Here is a 14,870-nt window from a genome sequence, read left to right on the forward strand (position 1 = left end):
AAACGCGAACGGGCCACCCGCAAGGGCAGCCCGTTCCGTTGATTGTGATCATTGTATCTTATGCAGCGGGGGTCGGCAGCAGTACACCATTGATCTCGTGAACCACGCCATTGCTGGCCTTTGCATCCGCCGTCGTAACATAGGCGGCATTTCCGCGTACGTCGGTCAGCTTCACATTGCCGGCCTCGAGGCTAGCAGTAAGTTCTGCACCGTTGACGGTGCCAATGGTCGCTTGGCCGCCACCTGCTTCAATCTGTTCCATCAGATCCTCAGCCGTCACTTCGCCCGCGACAACGTGATATTTTAGAATCTCACCAAGCTGCTGGCTCATCTCCGGCTGCATCAGGCTGTCGATCGTCGCCTGACCGAGGCGCGCGAACGCGTCGTCCGTGGGAGCGAAAACGGTGAAGGGTCCGGGCCCGGAAAGCGTCGCGCCGAGTCCAGCCGACTCTACCGCAGCGACCAGTGTCGTGAAGTTATTCGCCAATTTGGCGTTTTCGACGATGTTGTTCGTGGGCAGCATTGCTGCGCCGCCAACCGTCACGGGTGCGCTTGCGGGCGTCGATGCAGATGCATCCGCTCCGGCCGATGCGCCCATTCCACCATCCGTCGATGCGCAACCGGTCACTGCCAATGCGGCTGCAGCGCCCATGCTCATCAATATATTCTTCGACTTGATCATAATTCTCACTCCCATTTTGATTGTGTCAGCCCCCTTATAGTGACTGATCCCGAGAAATGTTCCCTCCCTGACCTTAAGGACAATTTGACGCAAAAACGAGGGCGCGCCTTTATTTCCGCGCTGCCTCTGCCCTTTCCACGGATTCCATCACAATGCGTTCGGCGACATCGCGATCTTCCCACTTGCCGACGCGCACCCATTTCTCGCTCTCGAGATCTTTGTAGTGCGTGAAGAAATGTTCGATCTGCTGCATGACGATGTGGGGCAGGTCGGACCGCTCTCCGACGCGATTATAGTAGGGAAACGTCGTGTCGACCGGTACGGCGAGAATTTTCTCATCGCCGCCCATCTCATCTTCCAGCATCAGTACCGCAATAGGCCGACAGCGAACGACGCAGCCAGGAATGAAGGGCGATCGTGCGACCACCATGGCGTCCAGCGGATCACCATCTGGGGACAGCGTATGCGGAATAAACCCATAATTCGTCGGATAGCGCATCGGCGTATGGAGAATGCGGTCAACGAACAAAGCGCCGGACGCCTTGTCGAATTCATATTTGACCGGTTCTCCACCGACGGGAACCTCGATGATGACGTTGATGTCCTGGGGCGGGTTTGTGCCAATGGCAATCTTCGAAATGTCCATGCGGCGGCTCTCTAGGCGCTGAAAACTCTGATGTCATCAACTAGGATGCGCGCTGCATTAGAAGAGAGAAGATCACGACGGAGCGCCCACCAATAATTCGGGAAGGATCGCGTCGAGAAGCGGCCGCGCCGCCGGAGTGAGGGCAATGCCGGATGCGTCCATCCGCAGAAGCCCCTGATCCACGAGCCAGTCCGCACGAGCATTATCAATCGTTTCATCGAGGGAGCGTCCGGTCCGGCGCTCGAATGTTTCCCGATCTATGCCAGCCGACAGCCGCAGGCCCATCATCAAGGCTTCCACTGCCCTTTCGGCAGGCGGGAGCGGCGTCGCCTGCCGCCCCCCCTGATGCGTTGCGGCCATGCCCCGCAACCAGCGTTCGGGCAGGCGTTCCCGCATGGTCGCCTTGCCGCCGATGCGGCCATGGGCGCCCGGCCCCACGCCAATATAGTCGCCATAATTCCAGTAGATCAGATTATGCCGGCTTTCCTGACCCGGGCGCGCGTGATTCGAGGTTTCATAGGCGGGCAGCCCCGCCCCCTCTGTCATCTGCTGCGTCAATGCGAACATGTCGGCGGCAGGATCTTCGGCGGGCAAGACCAACTCGCCGCGTTTATGCCGTGCCGCAAAGTTCGTACCGGGCTCTATGGTCAATTGATAAAGCGAGATGTGGCCGGTGCCGAAGGCCAGGGCGCGGGTCAGTTCCGCCTGCCACGCAGCCTCCGTCTGCCCTTCGCGTGCATATATGAGGTCGAAACTGACACGGGTGAAGTGCCGTTGCGCGATATCGAGGGCGGCAAGGCCCTCCGCAACGCTGTGTTGCCGCCCGAGCGCCTTTAGATCCCTGTCATCGAGCGCCTGCAGGCCCAGCGAAACGCGGTTGACGCCCGCATCGGCAAAGCCTGCAAACCGGGCCGCCTCCACGCTGTTCGGATTCGCCTCCAGCGTTATTTCGATATCTTCCGTGGCGCGCCATAATATCATGGCGCGCTCGATAATCTGCCGAACCGTCGACGGCTGCATGAGCGACGGGGTGCCGCCGCCAAAGAAAATGCTGACAAGCGGTCGCCTGCCCGTAGACGCGGCCTCGAATTCCATGTCGGCAAGCAGGGCGCCCAGCCACTCCTCCTCGGGCATTTTCGCCCGAACATGGCTGTTGAAGTCGCAATAGGGGCACTTGGACAGGCAGAACGGCCAGTGCACGTAAAGCGCCAGCGGCTCTTGATCTATCGTTTCAGGCAAGCCCGCACCAATTGATCGAATGCCGCCGCACGATGGCTGATCGCATGTTTTTCGTCCGGGTCCATTTCGGCAAAGCTGATGTCGTCACCATCCCGCTGGAAAATGGGGTCGTAGCCAAAACCCCGCGATCCCCGCGGCGGCCACACGATGGTGCCGAAGACCTTGCCTTCGAATGTTTCCGCATGCCCATCGGGCCAGGCGAGCGAGAGGGCGCAGGTGAAATGGGCCGCCAGACTGTCGCTGTCCGCTGCCGTCATGCGCTCATGCACCTTGCGCATCGCAAGATCGAAATCCTTTGCTTCGCCGCCCCAGCGCGCCGAGTAGATACCCGGCGCCCCGTCCAGCGCGTCCACCGATAATCCGCTATCGTCGGCAAGGGCAGGCTTGCCGCTGGCGATCGCCGCAGCGCGAGCCTTCAGTTCCGCATTGCCGATGTAGGTCGCTTCGGTCTCCTCGGGCTCCGGCAGGCCCAATTCGCCGGCAGACACCGGCTCGACACCGAACGGGCCTAGCAAGGCACCGATTTCGCGGACCTTGCCCGGATTATGGCTGGCGATGACCAGGGGGCCGGGATCGAGCCTTCGGTGCGCCATCGGTCAGCCGATCGCCCGGCGCTGTGCAGCGAAAATATCCTCGCACCCCATGCGGGCAAGGCGCAGCAGGCGCAGCAGCATTTCCTCGTCGAACGGCTCCTTTTCGGCGGTGCCCTGAATTTCGATGATCCCACCACCGGGAATCATGACGAAGTTCGCGTCCGTGTCGGCATTCGAATCCTCGTCATAATCCAGATCGCAGACAGCCGCGCCATTATAGACGCCGCAGCTGATGGCGGCGACCTGGCCGTGGATCGGGTCCTCCATGCCGGGATTTTCCGCCATGATGCCGTTCACCGCCAGGCGAAGGGCAACCCATGCGCCGGAGATCGCGGCGGTCCGTGTCCCGCCATCCGCCTGAAGAACATCGCAGTCGAGCGTGATCTGACGCTCCCCCAGCTTTTTCAGGTCGACAACGCCGCGAAGCGAGCGTCCGATCAGACGTTGTATTTCCTGGGTGCGGCCGGACTGCTTGCCGCGCGCTGCTTCCCTGTTGCCGCGCGTGTGCGTCGCCCGAGGTAACATGCCATATTCGCCGGTGACCCAGCCTTCGCCCTTGCCGCGCAACCAGGGCGGCAGGCGGTCCTCTACGCTGGCGGTGCACAGCACCTGCGTCGCGCCGAACTTGATCAGCACGGAACCTTCCGCATGCTTCGTGAAGTTCGGAATGATTTCGATGGCGCGCATTTCGTCGGGCGCGCGTCCTGATGGGCGCATGAAAAATCCTTATGGCGAATTGTCTGCCCCCACATAGACCGGTGATTGGCATGGGCAAGCGGACTCCCTACATCGCCATTGACATGCCCACGCTCGCCGATCTTTCCGACCGCGCACGGTCCGTGTTCCAGCAGGTGGTCGACGAGTATCTGGAAAGCGGCAATCCCGTTGGTTCCAAGACGCTGGCGCGCTTGCCCGGCGGCCTGGGCCTTAGCGCCGCGTCGATCCGGTCCATCCTGGCGGAACTGGAGGGCGCGGGTCTGCTCGCCAGTCCCCACACCAGCGCGGGACGGATGCCGACCGATACCGGACTGCGCCTGTTCGTCGACGGCATGATCGAGTGGTCCGTACCGGGCGCGGATGAGCGTGCCGCCATAGAGGCGCAATTGCAGGATGCCGACCGGTCCAGCGCCGCCGCCATCGAGCGCATGACCGGCGCGCTGTCGGGTCTTGCCGCCTGCGCCGCCGTCGTGATGGTGCCCAAGGGCGAAGTCATACTGAGTCAGGTGGCATTTACGCCGCTGACCGACCGGCGCGCACTGGCGGTTCTGATCGGATCGGACGGCAGCGTCGAAAACAGGGTTATCGAATCCGATCATCCGCTCGATCCCGCCCAGCTTACCCAGGCCGCGAATTACATGAATGCGCGCTTTTCCGGCATTTCGCTGGCAGAGGCGGTTGCGCGCATTGAAAAGGAGATTTCCCAAGGACGCACCGCGCTGGACAGCGCCGCACGGGATATTGTCGCCCGCGGCCTGGCAACATGGTCGCGCGACGAACGCGATCGTGCGGTCCTGATCGTGCGCGGGCAGGCGCACCTGATCGACGATGCGGCGGCAGCGGACCTGGAACGTGTTCGCCAGCTGCTGGACGACATCGACGGCAAGGAGGACCTGCTGGACGTTCTCGACCTGGCGCGGGAGGCGCGCGCCATGAAGATTTTCATCGGGAGCGAGAACAAGCTCTATTCCCTGTCTGGATCGAGCGTTATCGCTTCCCCATATCAGTCCGCAGAGGGCAGAATCTTGGGCGTGGTCGGGGTTATCGGACCTACGCGCCTGAATTATGCCCGGATCATTCCCATGGTCGACTATACGGCCAAAACGCTTTCGAGGTTGATGAAATGATGAGTGACGAGGATCGTTTGGCAGAGGAACAGGCACAGGCCGATTTCGAGGCGGAACAGGCAGCAGAAGCCGCCATGGCGCAGGATGAAGACGCGGTTCAGCCCGAAGAAGAAGCTGAAGACGTCGAAGATCCCCGGGTCGACGCCCTGATGACGGAAATTGCCGACCTGAAGGACAGGCTGGTACGACAGGCGGCGGAAACGGAGAATGTTCGCAAGCGTGGCGAGCGCGAGCGTAGCGACAGCGCGAATTATGCCATTACCGGATTCGCGCGCGATCTACTTTCGGTTGCCGACAATCTTGCCCGCGCTCTTGAGGCGGCGGAAAAGGACGAGGTGGTCAATCAGGGCCTGCTGACGGGTGTGCAAATGACCCAGAAGGAATTGATGAAGACCTTTGAAAAGCACGGCATCGCGCGGATCGCCGCCGTTGGCGAGAAGCTGGACCCCAATCTGCACCAGGCCATGATGGAGGTAGACGCGACCGAAGAGACGCCATCGGGGATCATCGCGATGGAGCTTCAGGCGGGTTATACCATCAAGGACCGCCTGTTGCGTCCGGCGATGGTCACCGTAGCAAAGTAATCGCTCCGACGAACCGTGTCTGGCGCGCGGCGGCCTTTTGGAACGGAATGGCGTTTCACGGCTTAAACCCTTGGGACCTTCATCAAGGAGTAGGCTTATGAAATCGCGTTTCCTGATCGCAATTGCGCCGCTGGCGGCCCTTACCATGACAACTGCTTGTGCAGAAAATTATGCTGTCGAGGGTGCTGCAGCAGGCGCTGCAGCCGGTGTACTGGCAGACGAGACCGGTATCGTTGACACGGACACAGGAACTGCCGCCGCAGTTGGTGCAGCCGTAGGCGCGGCAGCAGGCTATTTTCTGGACAAGAATGACAAGTGCGACGGGTATGACCGCAGGGGCCGCCTCGACGATGATTGCTACGGCACGCGGGGGTACCCGGTAAATCGCCCCAATTAAGGGCTAAATCGCCACCACACGACCGTTCGCCGCGTTTCCGCCGTTCAGCCCACATCCGGCCCGAATGGCAGAAGCGCGGCGAACGTGTGTTCGTCGGGCTTTCCATCAATCGCCCGTCCCTCTTTCGCCAGAAATGCATGGCGAACAATCTCCGCCTGCTGCTCCAGCCCATAGCCAGCGAAGGATTTTCCCGGAATGTACCGGTATTGATACCGGCAGAAGGGATGTCGCCTTAGGGGCAGAAAAACCCCCTGCTGATGCTGCCACACATGGGTCAATTCGTGCATGATATGCGCGCGAAGGCCCAAGGGGGCCTTGCTGTAATCGTCACGCCATAATCCGCTGTTCGGGTGCAACCAGATATTCCCGTCCGGCGACATGGTGATCCATGCCGGTTGCAGGAAATACCATTTTCCCAGGCAAAAGTGCATTGCATCCATATCCAGCGCAGCGCCGAAGACCGACGCCGCCATGCCGCGCTCCCCCAGGGTGGCGGGCCGCCGCTCAATCGCCCGCGGAATGCTTCATCCCCGCCTCTGTCGCCTGAGATCCGCCCATGGAGGTGGGCATGGTCCCCGGTGCGAGCGTTTGCACCGCGATGGTTTGCTCGCCTGCGTTTTCGAAGATCAGCACCACGTCGAGCGACGAACCGGGCACCAAAGTGGGCGGCAGATCGAACGCCATGCCGTGCAGGCCCCCCGGCGAAAGCTCGACGGTACTTTCCGCAGGAATGGCGAAGTCTGGCCGTTCGATCATCTGCATCCGCCCGCCCTCACTGAGGGTTTCGTGCAGTTCGACGCGGGCGTCGTCGATCCTGATCGCGGTCAGCGTATCATCCTGGGATCCACCCCGCATCGATCCGTACAGCGCCCCTGGACGACCGCGCACGGCGGGCAGGACCAGATAGAACTGCCCCAGCGCAATACCCTCGGCGCGCATGGTGAGAGCCTCCTCATTTGTCGCTTCGCTTTCCGGCTGCGCGGGCTGTCCGCATGCCGTCAGGGCGGCCAGCGAAAAAATGGCAGTCATGGCCATGCGTCTCAACATGTTTACTTCTCCTGTACGGGTGCGCCGGCTCGGGTGCCGGCGCCCTTGTATGGCAAATCGCCTCTTCCTACATCGGCCTCCGTACTCACGGAAGCTGCGGCTTTATGAAGCGCACATGTCCGTGGACCATTGTTTTGCTTAGGAAAGTTAAAGAGGAAACATAGATGGCAAAGGTTATCGGTATCGACCTCGGCACCACCAACAGCTGCGTTGCAGTCATGGATGGCAGCGCGCCGAAGGTAATCGAGAATTCAGAGGGCGCGCGCACGACGCCGTCGCAGGTTGCATTCACCAAGGACGGCGAGCGTCTCGTCGGCCAGCCGGCGAAGCGCCAGGCAGTGACCAACCCGGAAAATACCCTGTTCGCCATCAAGCGCTTGATCGGTCGTCAGTTTGACGATCCGATGACCCAGAAGGACAAGGATCTGGTTCCCTATACCATCGTCAAGGGATCGAATGGCGATGCATGGGTCGAGGCAGGCGGCGAGAAATACAGCCCGTCGCAGGTGTCGGCCTTCATCCTGCAAAAGATGAAGGAAACGGCGGAAAGCTATTTGGGCGAAACCGTTTCGCAGGCCGTCATTACCGTGCCCGCCTACTTCAACGACGCACAGCGCCAAGCGACGAAGGATGCAGGCAAGATCGCCGGTCTGGAAGTGCTGCGCATCATCAACGAGCCGACGGCGGCCGCGCTGGCCTATGGCCTGGACAAGGACGCCAACAAGACGATCGCCGTTTATGATCTGGGCGGCGGCACGTTCGACGTTTCCGTCCTGGAACTGGGCGACGGCGTGTTCGAGGTGAAGTCGACCAATGGCGACACGTTCCTGGGCGGCGAGGATTTCGACGCCCGCATCGTCGAGCACCTCGCCAATCACTTCAAGAAGGACCAGGGCATCGACCTGACGAAGGATCGTCTGGCCCTGCAGCGCCTGAAGGAAGCAGCCGAGAAGGCGAAGATCGAGCTCAGCTCCGCTCAGTCGACGGAAGTGAACCTGCCGTTCATCACCGCCGACCAGAACGGTCCGAAGCATCTGGTGCTGACCATGTCGCGCTCCGATCTTGAAAAGCTGGTCGGCGATCTGGTCGAACGCACGCTGGAGCCTTGCAAGAAGGCGATCCAGGATGCGGGCGTTTCCAAGGACGAGATCGACGAGGTCCTGCTGGTCGGCGGCATGACCCGCATGCCGCTGGTGCGCGAAAAGGTGCAGAAGTTCTTTGGCAAGGAGCCGTCCACGGGTGTGAACCCGGACGAGGTCGTTGCCATGGGCGCCGCCATTCAGGCAGGCGTGCTGCAGGGCGACGTCAAGGACGTGCTGCTGCTGGACGTGACGCCCTTGTCGCTGGGCATCGAAACGCTGGGCGGCGTGATGACGAAGATGATCGACCGCAACACGACGATCCCTACGAAGAAGTCGCAGACCTATTCGACCGCGGACGACAATCAGAATGCGGTGACCATCCGGGTTTTCCAGGGTGAGCGCGAAATGGCGCAGGATAACAAGATGCTGGGCCAGTTCGATCTGGTCGGCATCCCGCCTGCCCCGCGCGGTGTTCCGCAGATCGAGGTCACGTTCGACATCGACGCCAACGGCATCGTCAACGTCAGCGCGAAGGACAAGGGCACGGGCAAGGAACAGCAGATCCGCATCCAGTCCTCTGGCGGCCTTTCCGATTCCGAGATCGACCAGATGGTCAAGGACGCCGAGAAGTTTGCCGATGACGACAAGAAGCGTCGCGAGGTGGCGGAAGCCCGCAATCAGGCGGACAGCCTGGTTCACCAGACCGAGAAGCAGCTTTCCGAGCATGGCGACAAGGTCGACGCTTCCGTGAAGTCGGATATCGAAGGCAAGCTGACCGAGCTGAAGGACGAGTTGGGCAAGGATTCGCCCGATGCCGACGCGTTGAAGACCAAGTCTTCGGCGCTTGCCGAGGCGGCCATGGAACTGGGCAAGGCCATTTACGAGGCCGAGCAGCAGGCCAATGCCCCCGACCCCGAAGCGACCGCCGAAACCGGCGCGAAGCCCGCGGACGATGTGGTGGACGCCGAATTCTCTGAAGTCGACGACGAAGACGAGAACAAGGCGGCGTAAGACAGAATTGGTGGACAGAGCGGCGCCGTTTCAGGTCGCCGCTCTGTCCCGTCTGTACCGCCCCTGGATCCGTTGCGCGTTCTGCGGTCCGCCCGCTGAAGGCCCGACGCTCAGACGCTGGATGTTGGAAACCGGGTTCAGCAGGACGATTATTGGGGAAATTTGCTGACCATGGCCGAAGCCGAATATTACGAAACGCTCGGAGTGGCGCGCGACGCGGACGGCGCGACCATAAAGACCGCTTATCGCAAACTTGCGATGAAGTTCCATCCCGACCGAAACCCCGGCGATGCGGTCGCCGAAGAGAAATTCCGCGCCTGCGCCGAAGCCTATGAGTGTCTGAAGGACCCGCAAAAACGCGCCGCCTATGACCGCTATGGCAAGGCGGCGTTCGAAAACGGCGGCGGCGGCGGTGGGCGTGGCGGCTTCCACGCCGGCGGCGGTGACTTCTCGGACATCTTTGACAATATTTTCAGTGAGTTCATGGGTGGCGGCGCGCGTCGCGGCCGCCAGCAGCGCAGCCAGGCAATTCGCGGCGGCGATCTACGCTACAATATGGAACTGAGCCTGGAAGAGGCGTTCACTGGTGCCCGCAAAGAGATCGTCATCGACGTGGCGGCGACCTGCGACAGCTGCGCCGGATCCGGCGCGGCGCCGGATGCGACGGTAGAGGCATGTTCTACTTGTCAGGGCCACGGCCAGGTGCGCGTACAACAGGGCATGTTCGTGATCGAGCGTCCCTGCCCCGCCTGCCACGGTGCCGGTCGGGTTACGTCAAAGGTATGTGACGATTGCCTGGGTGCCGGACGTGTCGACAAGGAAAAGTCGCTGGATGTGAAGGTTCCGGCCGGGGTCGATAACGGTACCCGCATTCGCCTGTCCGGCGAGGGAGAGGCGGGCGCCCGTGGCGGGCCTGCCGGCGATCTTTACATCTTCATTCACCTGATCCCGCATGAGGTATTCGAGCGGCAGGGCACCAATCTGCACGTCAAGGTGCCCGTATGCTTCACCGACGCTGCGCTCGGCGGCACGATCGAGGTGCCTTCCATCGACGGTTCGCTGGACGAACTGGCGATCCCCGCCGGCACTCAGAGTGGGCGCGAAATACGGCGACGGGGCAAGGGCATGCCAGGATTGAACGGCGGCGGTCGCGGCGATCTGGTGGTTGAGGTCGAAGTGGAAACACCGACGCGCATGTCGAAGCGCCAGAAGGAATTGCTGGAAGAGTTCCGGATGCTGGAGGTCGACGCCCGCAGCTCTCCCAAATCGGCGAACTTCTTTTCGAAGATGCGCGAAAAATGGGACGAGTTGGCAAGCTAGGAGAAAAGCGCGCGGCGTTAGCGAATGGCCGCCGCGCGTTCAGCTTGTGAAGAGACCAAGCACTTCCATCACTGGCAGAAGAGCAACGAGCAGGATCACGGGCGAACAGCGCATGTCTGCACTCTTCGCCCGCAAATCCTAATAACGGGTTACGCGGTCAGAACTTCGCGGAGACTTCCACCCCGTAGAGTGCCGGCTCGCCAGGAATGAACGTCGGCAAGCCGAAGCCGCCGCCCGTATTGCCCGCGTCGATGATGAACTTTTTATCGAGGAGGTTCGTGGCAAACCCCATGATCGAATATTTTCCCTCGCCGAAGCCGACACCGCCGCGCAGGTTCACAAGTGTATAGCCACCCTCGCTGATGGCGGGGTCGTTGGGGATCTCGTAAAAAACGCGGCTGCGATAGCTGGCCGTGGGGGTAAGCGTCAGGTTCATGCCATTACCCAGATCGTAATTCACGTCGATCCCGGCAGAGGCGGAATGCTTGGGCTGCAGACGAAAGCGACTCCCAACGAAATCCACACCGGGAAAGGTCTGATCGCTGGGCGAGTCGATCTGCGCGTCGATATAGGCATAATTGCCGAAGATCCGCACCCAGGGGGCAAGGGTGGCCGCAGCCTCCACCTCCACACCGAAATTGGATGCCTGGCCGGCGTCGACCGGCTGTACGATGCCGCCTTCGTCGATGAAGCTGGTCTGGAAGTTGGAATAATCCTGATAGAAGACGCCGACGCTGCCCGACAGATTGCCGACGGCGCCCTTTATGCCGCCTTCGTAATTCCAGACTTCCTCCTGGCTGATCAGCGTCAGATCGGCGACCGGTCCATTCGGTCCGGCCTGCGCGCTGAGGTCGAGCACCGGCGCCCGCCGCCCCTTTGAGATGGTGCCGTACACGTTGATCGCATTCGTGATTTCAAACAGCGCGTTGAAGCGGGGCAGCCAGGCATGGAACGTGTCATCAGCGGTGAAGATCTGACCCGCAGTGTCCACGATCGGAAGCAGCGGCGCGGGCGCGCCGAGCAGCCCGAGCAGCACCGAATCCGGCTGTACGGCCGAATAGGAGGAACGGCGATATTCGGAAACCCAGCGGACGCCGGCGGTCAGTTCCAGCCGTTCAACCGGGGCGAACGTGGCGTCCGCGAATATGGAATAGGCGCTGTTCTTGCCGCCATTTGTGAACACGGATCGGTAGGGGATCGCCGTTACGGCCCCCATGGTCGCCTGCGAGGTAAAGAGCGGCGCCTGCGTCAGCGCATCCTCGCCCTGGCAGAAGCCCTGAGCACAGAACAGGTAGATCCCCTCCTCGGACGAAAACGGCGCCGCCTGCGTGCCCTCCTCGTGGAAGAGATTGAATCCGACGAAGCCGCGAAGCGGGCCTGCATTGTCATAGGCGAGCCGCAGTTCGGTCGACATCTGCTCGCCCTCGGCGTCTTCCGAAAATTCCAGGAACGGCAGCGCCGACCCATCTGCATCGAACGTTTCCAGGCTGTCGAATTCACGATAGCCAGTGACAGATGTCAGGGACAGTGCATCCGAAACCGGAATGTTGATCGTCAGGTTCGCGTCGAAAACCTGCCGCTCCAGCTTCAGCTTGCGGGTACCCAGCGTCTCCTCGCTGTCGGCGACGCCGCCCAGTTCGGCAAAGCTGAAGGGGCTGGTATTGCCGCCGGTCGCCGGAATCGTGCCGGATATGAATGCGGTGCCCGGATTATCCTGCTGCTCGTAGGTAGCGATCAGATCGATCGTGCCGTCGCCCGCCTCAATGCGTGCCGAGCCCCGGACGCCGAACTGGTCGATGCCGTTCAAATCGTCCTGTTCGACCCCCACCAGCGCCGCGCTGGTCGTGCCGGGTTCGCCGGCAATGTTGCGGACATAGCCGTCGCGCTGTTCGTAATAGCCGGCAATGCGCCCCGCCACGCGCTCGCCCGCCAGATTGACCATTCCCTCGACCTCCATGGCGTCGAAATTGCCATAGGAGGCTCTGATTGACGCCTGATTCTCAAATTGCGGCTTGTTGGTGATGACCGAGATCGCGCCAATGGTCGCCGCGGTGCCGAACAGGGTCGCCTGCGGCCCCTTCACCACCTCGACGCGCTCAAGATCGAACAGTTTGAAATAGGACCCACGCGACCGCGATACGTCGACGCCATTATAATAGATCGTGACGCGCGGCGCGACCTGTGCGCTTCCCGAATCCGACGTAATGCCACGAATGACAAAGCCGGGGTTGTTCGCGCTCTGCTCCTGAACGTTCAGCCCGGGAACGAAGGCAGACAGTTCGTCGAATTCATTGACGTTGATTCGCTGCATCTGCTCGCCGGAATAGGCCGTGACGGTGACGGGGACATCGGTGATCAGTTCGGAGCGTTTTTGTGCCGTGACGACAATGACATCGTCGGGCAGCCCGTCAGTGACGGGAGCGGCGGTCTGGGCAATGGCGGGGGAGGCGACGAACAGCGTCGCAACGGTCATAAGGCGACGAGTGCGGATCATGATAACTTCCGGCTGAATGTTGGAATTCGCGCCATTTACGCTTTGCTGCGGTGCAGCGGCGTGAAGTTTATACGCAGGAAACGTTACGAAGATGTCACATCTGCGATGAGTATTGCGCTTCTGCTGCAATACCGCCCGGCTACGCCGCCTCGGACAGCCCCGCCTCGATTTCCGCCGCCTTGGCCTCGACGAGGCCGACGATGTGGTCGATCATATCTGCACTTGCGACATGGTGATCGGTAACGCCGGACAAATACACCATGTGCTTGCCCTTGCCGCCGCCCGTGAGTCCAATATCGGTCTCTCGCGCCTCGCCGGGGCCATTGACGACGCAGCCCAAAACCGACAGCGACATGGGCGTTTTGATGTGCTCCAGGCGCTTTTCCAGCGTTTCCACGGTGCGAATGACGTCGAAACCCTGGCGCGCGCAACTGGGGCAGGACACCACCCTGACACCGCGGGTGCGAAGGCCGAGCGCCTTCAGCATCTCGAAGCCGACCTTCACCTCCTCGACCGGTTCCGCGCTGAGCGACACGCGGATGGTGTCGCCGATACCCGCCCACAAAAGACTGCCCATACCGATGGAGGATTTGACCGTGCCGCCGATCAGACCGCCGGCCTCTGTAATGCCAAGGTGCAGGGGGCAGTCGACCGTTTCCGCAAGCGCATGATAGGCCGCCACCGCCAGGAACACGTCGGACGCCTTCACCGCGACCTTATATTCGTGGAAATCATGATCCTGCAGCAGCTTGATATGATCAAGCGCGCTTTCGACGAGCGCCTCCGGACAGGGCTCCCCGTATTTTTCCAGAAGGTCTTTCTCCAGGCTGCCCGCATTGACCCCGATGCGGATGGAACAGCCATTGGCCTTGGCGGCGCGCACCACCTCTGCCACGCGTTCCGACGAACCGATATTGCCGGGATTGATGCGCAGACACGCCGCGCCCGCATCCGCCGCCTCGAGGGCGCGCTTATAGTGGAAATGAATATCCGCGACGAGCGGCACAGCCGCCGCCTTGGCGATCAGCTTGAATGCCTCGGTCGAGTCCGTGTCGGGGCAGGATACGCGGACGATATCGGCCCCAACCTCCTCGCAGGCGCGGATCTGATCGATCGTGGCGCGCGCATCGGACGTGGGTGTGTTGGTCATTGTCTGAACGGCAATCGGCGCATCGCCGCCGATTGGTACATTGCCGACCATGATCTGGCGGCACTTGCGGCGTTCGATATCTCGCCAGGGGCGAACGGACATGAGAGATTTTTTCCAGCAACTTCTGTTACCGGCAATATAGCGACGCCAGGTGACGAACGTAAGGCGCAAGCGAAGCGTCAAAAAAAAGGGGGCTTGTCCCACGGACAGGCCCCCTTCCTATTTACGCTTAAGCGGCTTAGCTGGCAGCGGCGCCAGACAGGACCGTCACACCGCGACGGTTCTGGGCGTAGGCAGCCTCGCTCGATCCTTCGACTGCCGGGCGTTCCTTGCCATAGCTGATCGTGGTGACGCGACCGGACGTGACGCCCTCTTGCTGCAGATAGGTTGCAACCGCGTTGGCGCGGCGCTCGCCCAAGGCAAGGTTATATTCCCGCGTACCGCGTTCGTCTGCATGTCCTTCAACCGAAATGCGGACGTCGGGATACTGCGTCAGCCAAGCGGCCTGCTTACCAAGCGTTGAGCGCGCTTCATCATCCAGCGATGAACTGTCATACGCGAAATAGATCGTATCGCTGCCGACCTTCTCCATGAAATCTTCCATGCTGCCGGGAACAACCGTGTTCGTAACGCCGGTGCTGGGGGTTGGAGTTGGCGTCGGTGTCGGTGTGGCGGTTTCCTGCGGCGGCGGCGGCGGCGGCAGGTCATCATTATTCTTCGAACAGGCCGAAACGCCAAGTATCAGGCCAATGGATAGAACACTCGTCAATTTCATATTCAT

General features: G+C 61.3%; 15 protein-coding genes. 5 read left to right on the top strand and 10 right to left on the bottom strand.

Annotated features, from left to right (window positions below; all coding sequences use genetic code 11):
* Positions 1-58: 58 nt before the first annotated feature.
* The 5 genes from ACSMXM_RS08285 to rph all read right to left on the bottom strand — a co-directional run bounded on the left by ACSMXM_RS08285 (position 59) and on the right by rph (position 3,877).
* The gene (locus ACSMXM_RS08285; RefSeq protein ID WP_460315457.1) at positions 59-682 is read right to left on the bottom strand and encodes a fasciclin domain-containing protein; all 624 of its coding nucleotides are present in this window, start codon (positions 680-682) and stop codon (positions 59-61) included.
* Positions 683-791: 109 nt separating this feature from the next.
* On the bottom strand, positions 792-1,328 hold the full coding sequence (gene ppa / locus ACSMXM_RS08290; protein WP_460315459.1) for an inorganic diphosphatase: 537 nt from the start codon (positions 1,326-1,328) through the stop codon (positions 792-794).
* A 72-nt stretch (positions 1,329-1,400) separates the two neighbouring features.
* Entirely contained in the window at positions 1,401-2,567 is a 1,167-nt protein-coding gene (gene hemW, locus ACSMXM_RS08295; protein ID WP_460315461.1) for a radical SAM family heme chaperone HemW, read from the bottom strand.
* On the bottom strand, positions 2,552-3,160 hold the full coding sequence (gene rdgB, locus ACSMXM_RS08300; RefSeq protein ID WP_460315463.1) for an RdgB/HAM1 family non-canonical purine NTP pyrophosphatase: 609 nt from the start codon (positions 3,158-3,160) through the stop codon (positions 2,552-2,554). Before rdgB ends, hemW begins: the two co-directional genes overlap by 16 nt.
* Before the next feature lie 3 nt (positions 3,161-3,163).
* Positions 3,164-3,877, bottom strand: coding sequence for a ribonuclease PH (gene rph, locus ACSMXM_RS08305; RefSeq protein WP_460315465.1), 714 nt, complete (start codon positions 3,875-3,877; stop codon positions 3,164-3,166).
* Between the two features lie 77 nt (positions 3,878-3,954).
* On the opposite strand from rph, the gene hrcA reads away from it, so the two are divergent.
* The 3 genes from hrcA to ACSMXM_RS08320 all read left to right on the top strand — a co-directional run bounded on the left by hrcA (position 3,955) and on the right by ACSMXM_RS08320 (position 5,985).
* Positions 3,955-5,004 (top strand): heat-inducible transcriptional repressor HrcA, encoded by a 1,050-nt coding sequence (gene hrcA, locus ACSMXM_RS08310; protein WP_460316382.1) that lies wholly within the window; start codon positions 3,955-3,957, stop codon positions 5,002-5,004.
* The gene (grpE, locus tag ACSMXM_RS08315; RefSeq protein ID WP_460315467.1) at positions 5,004-5,588 is read left to right on the top strand and encodes a nucleotide exchange factor GrpE; all 585 of its coding nucleotides are present in this window, start codon (positions 5,004-5,006) and stop codon (positions 5,586-5,588) included. Before hrcA ends, grpE begins: the two co-directional genes overlap by 1 nt.
* A 97-nt stretch (positions 5,589-5,685) precedes the next feature.
* Entirely contained in the window at positions 5,686-5,985 is a 300-nt protein-coding gene (locus tag ACSMXM_RS08320) for a hypothetical protein (protein WP_460315469.1), read from the top strand.
* A 44-nt stretch (positions 5,986-6,029) separates the two neighbouring features.
* Here the strand turns inward: ACSMXM_RS08320 and ACSMXM_RS08325 are convergent, their stop codons facing one another.
* Both ACSMXM_RS08325 and ACSMXM_RS08330 read right to left on the bottom strand, forming a co-directional pair.
* Positions 6,030-6,458, bottom strand: coding sequence for a vgr related protein (locus ACSMXM_RS08325; protein WP_460315470.1), 429 nt, complete (start codon positions 6,456-6,458; stop codon positions 6,030-6,032).
* Between the two features lie 31 nt (positions 6,459-6,489).
* Positions 6,490-7,032, bottom strand: coding sequence for a copper chaperone PCu(A)C (locus tag ACSMXM_RS08330; protein ID WP_460315472.1), 543 nt, complete (start codon positions 7,030-7,032; stop codon positions 6,490-6,492).
* Between the two features lie 164 nt (positions 7,033-7,196).
* Here ACSMXM_RS08330 and dnaK point away from each other — a divergent pair, with 164 nt between their 5' ends.
* Entirely contained in the window at positions 7,197-9,125 is a 1,929-nt protein-coding gene (gene dnaK / locus ACSMXM_RS08335; RefSeq protein ID WP_460315474.1) for a molecular chaperone DnaK, read from the top strand.
* Positions 9,126-9,296: 171 nt separating this feature from the next.
* On the top strand, positions 9,297-10,445 hold the full coding sequence (gene dnaJ, locus ACSMXM_RS08340; protein ID WP_460315476.1) for a molecular chaperone DnaJ: 1,149 nt from the start codon (positions 9,297-9,299) through the stop codon (positions 10,443-10,445).
* A gap of 157 nt (positions 10,446-10,602) precedes the next feature.
* Here the strand turns inward: dnaJ and ACSMXM_RS08345 are convergent, their stop codons facing one another.
* The 3 genes from ACSMXM_RS08345 to pal form a co-directional block, all read right to left on the bottom strand.
* A complete protein-coding gene (locus ACSMXM_RS08345; RefSeq protein WP_460315478.1) occupies positions 10,603-12,939 on the bottom strand; it encodes a TonB-dependent receptor in 2,337 nt (778 codons plus the stop codon).
* A gap of 139 nt (positions 12,940-13,078) precedes the next feature.
* Positions 13,079-14,191, bottom strand: a complete 1,113-nt coding sequence (gene ispG, locus ACSMXM_RS08350; RefSeq protein ID WP_460315480.1) for a flavodoxin-dependent (E)-4-hydroxy-3-methylbut-2-enyl-diphosphate synthase — start codon at positions 14,189-14,191, stop codon at positions 13,079-13,081.
* Between the two features lie 136 nt (positions 14,192-14,327).
* Positions 14,328-14,864, bottom strand: coding sequence for a peptidoglycan-associated lipoprotein Pal (gene pal, locus ACSMXM_RS08355; protein ID WP_460315482.1), 537 nt, complete (start codon positions 14,862-14,864; stop codon positions 14,328-14,330).
* Between the last annotated feature and the right edge of the window lie 6 nt (positions 14,865-14,870).

This window comes from Pacificimonas sp. ICDLI1SI03 (genome assembly GCF_054740865.1).

Excerpts from the sequence above, each read along its gene's own strand:
- ACSMXM_RS08285 (WP_460315457.1), bottom strand. The coding sequence starts at position 682 with ATGATCAAGTCGAAGAATATATTGATGAGCATGGGCGCTGCAGCCGCA.
- ppa (WP_460315459.1), bottom strand. The coding sequence starts at position 1,328 with ATGGACATTTCGAAGATTGCCATTGGCACAAACCCGCCCCAGGACATC.
- rdgB (WP_460315463.1), bottom strand. The coding sequence starts at position 3,160 with ATGGCGCACCGAAGGCTCGATCCCGGCCCCCTGGTCATCGCCAGCCAT.
- rph (WP_460315465.1), bottom strand. The coding sequence starts at position 3,877 with ATGCGCCCATCAGGACGCGCGCCCGACGAAATGCGCGCCATCGAAATC.
- grpE (WP_460315467.1), top strand. The coding sequence starts at position 5,004 with ATGAGTGACGAGGATCGTTTGGCAGAGGAACAGGCACAGGCCGATTTC.
- ACSMXM_RS08320 (WP_460315469.1), top strand. The coding sequence starts at position 5,686 with ATGAAATCGCGTTTCCTGATCGCAATTGCGCCGCTGGCGGCCCTTACC.
- ACSMXM_RS08325 (WP_460315470.1), bottom strand. The coding sequence starts at position 6,458 with ATGGCGGCGTCGGTCTTCGGCGCTGCGCTGGATATGGATGCAATGCAC.
- ACSMXM_RS08330 (WP_460315472.1), bottom strand. The coding sequence starts at position 7,032 with ATGTTGAGACGCATGGCCATGACTGCCATTTTTTCGCTGGCCGCCCTG.
- dnaK (WP_460315474.1), top strand. The coding sequence starts at position 7,197 with ATGGCAAAGGTTATCGGTATCGACCTCGGCACCACCAACAGCTGCGTT.
- dnaJ (WP_460315476.1), top strand. The coding sequence starts at position 9,297 with ATGGCCGAAGCCGAATATTACGAAACGCTCGGAGTGGCGCGCGACGCG.
- ACSMXM_RS08345 (WP_460315478.1), bottom strand. The coding sequence starts at position 12,939 with ATGATCCGCACTCGTCGCCTTATGACCGTTGCGACGCTGTTCGTCGCC.
- ispG (WP_460315480.1), bottom strand. The coding sequence starts at position 14,191 with ATGTCCGTTCGCCCCTGGCGAGATATCGAACGCCGCAAGTGCCGCCAG.
- pal (WP_460315482.1), bottom strand. The coding sequence starts at position 14,864 with ATGAAATTGACGAGTGTTCTATCCATTGGCCTGATACTTGGCGTTTCG.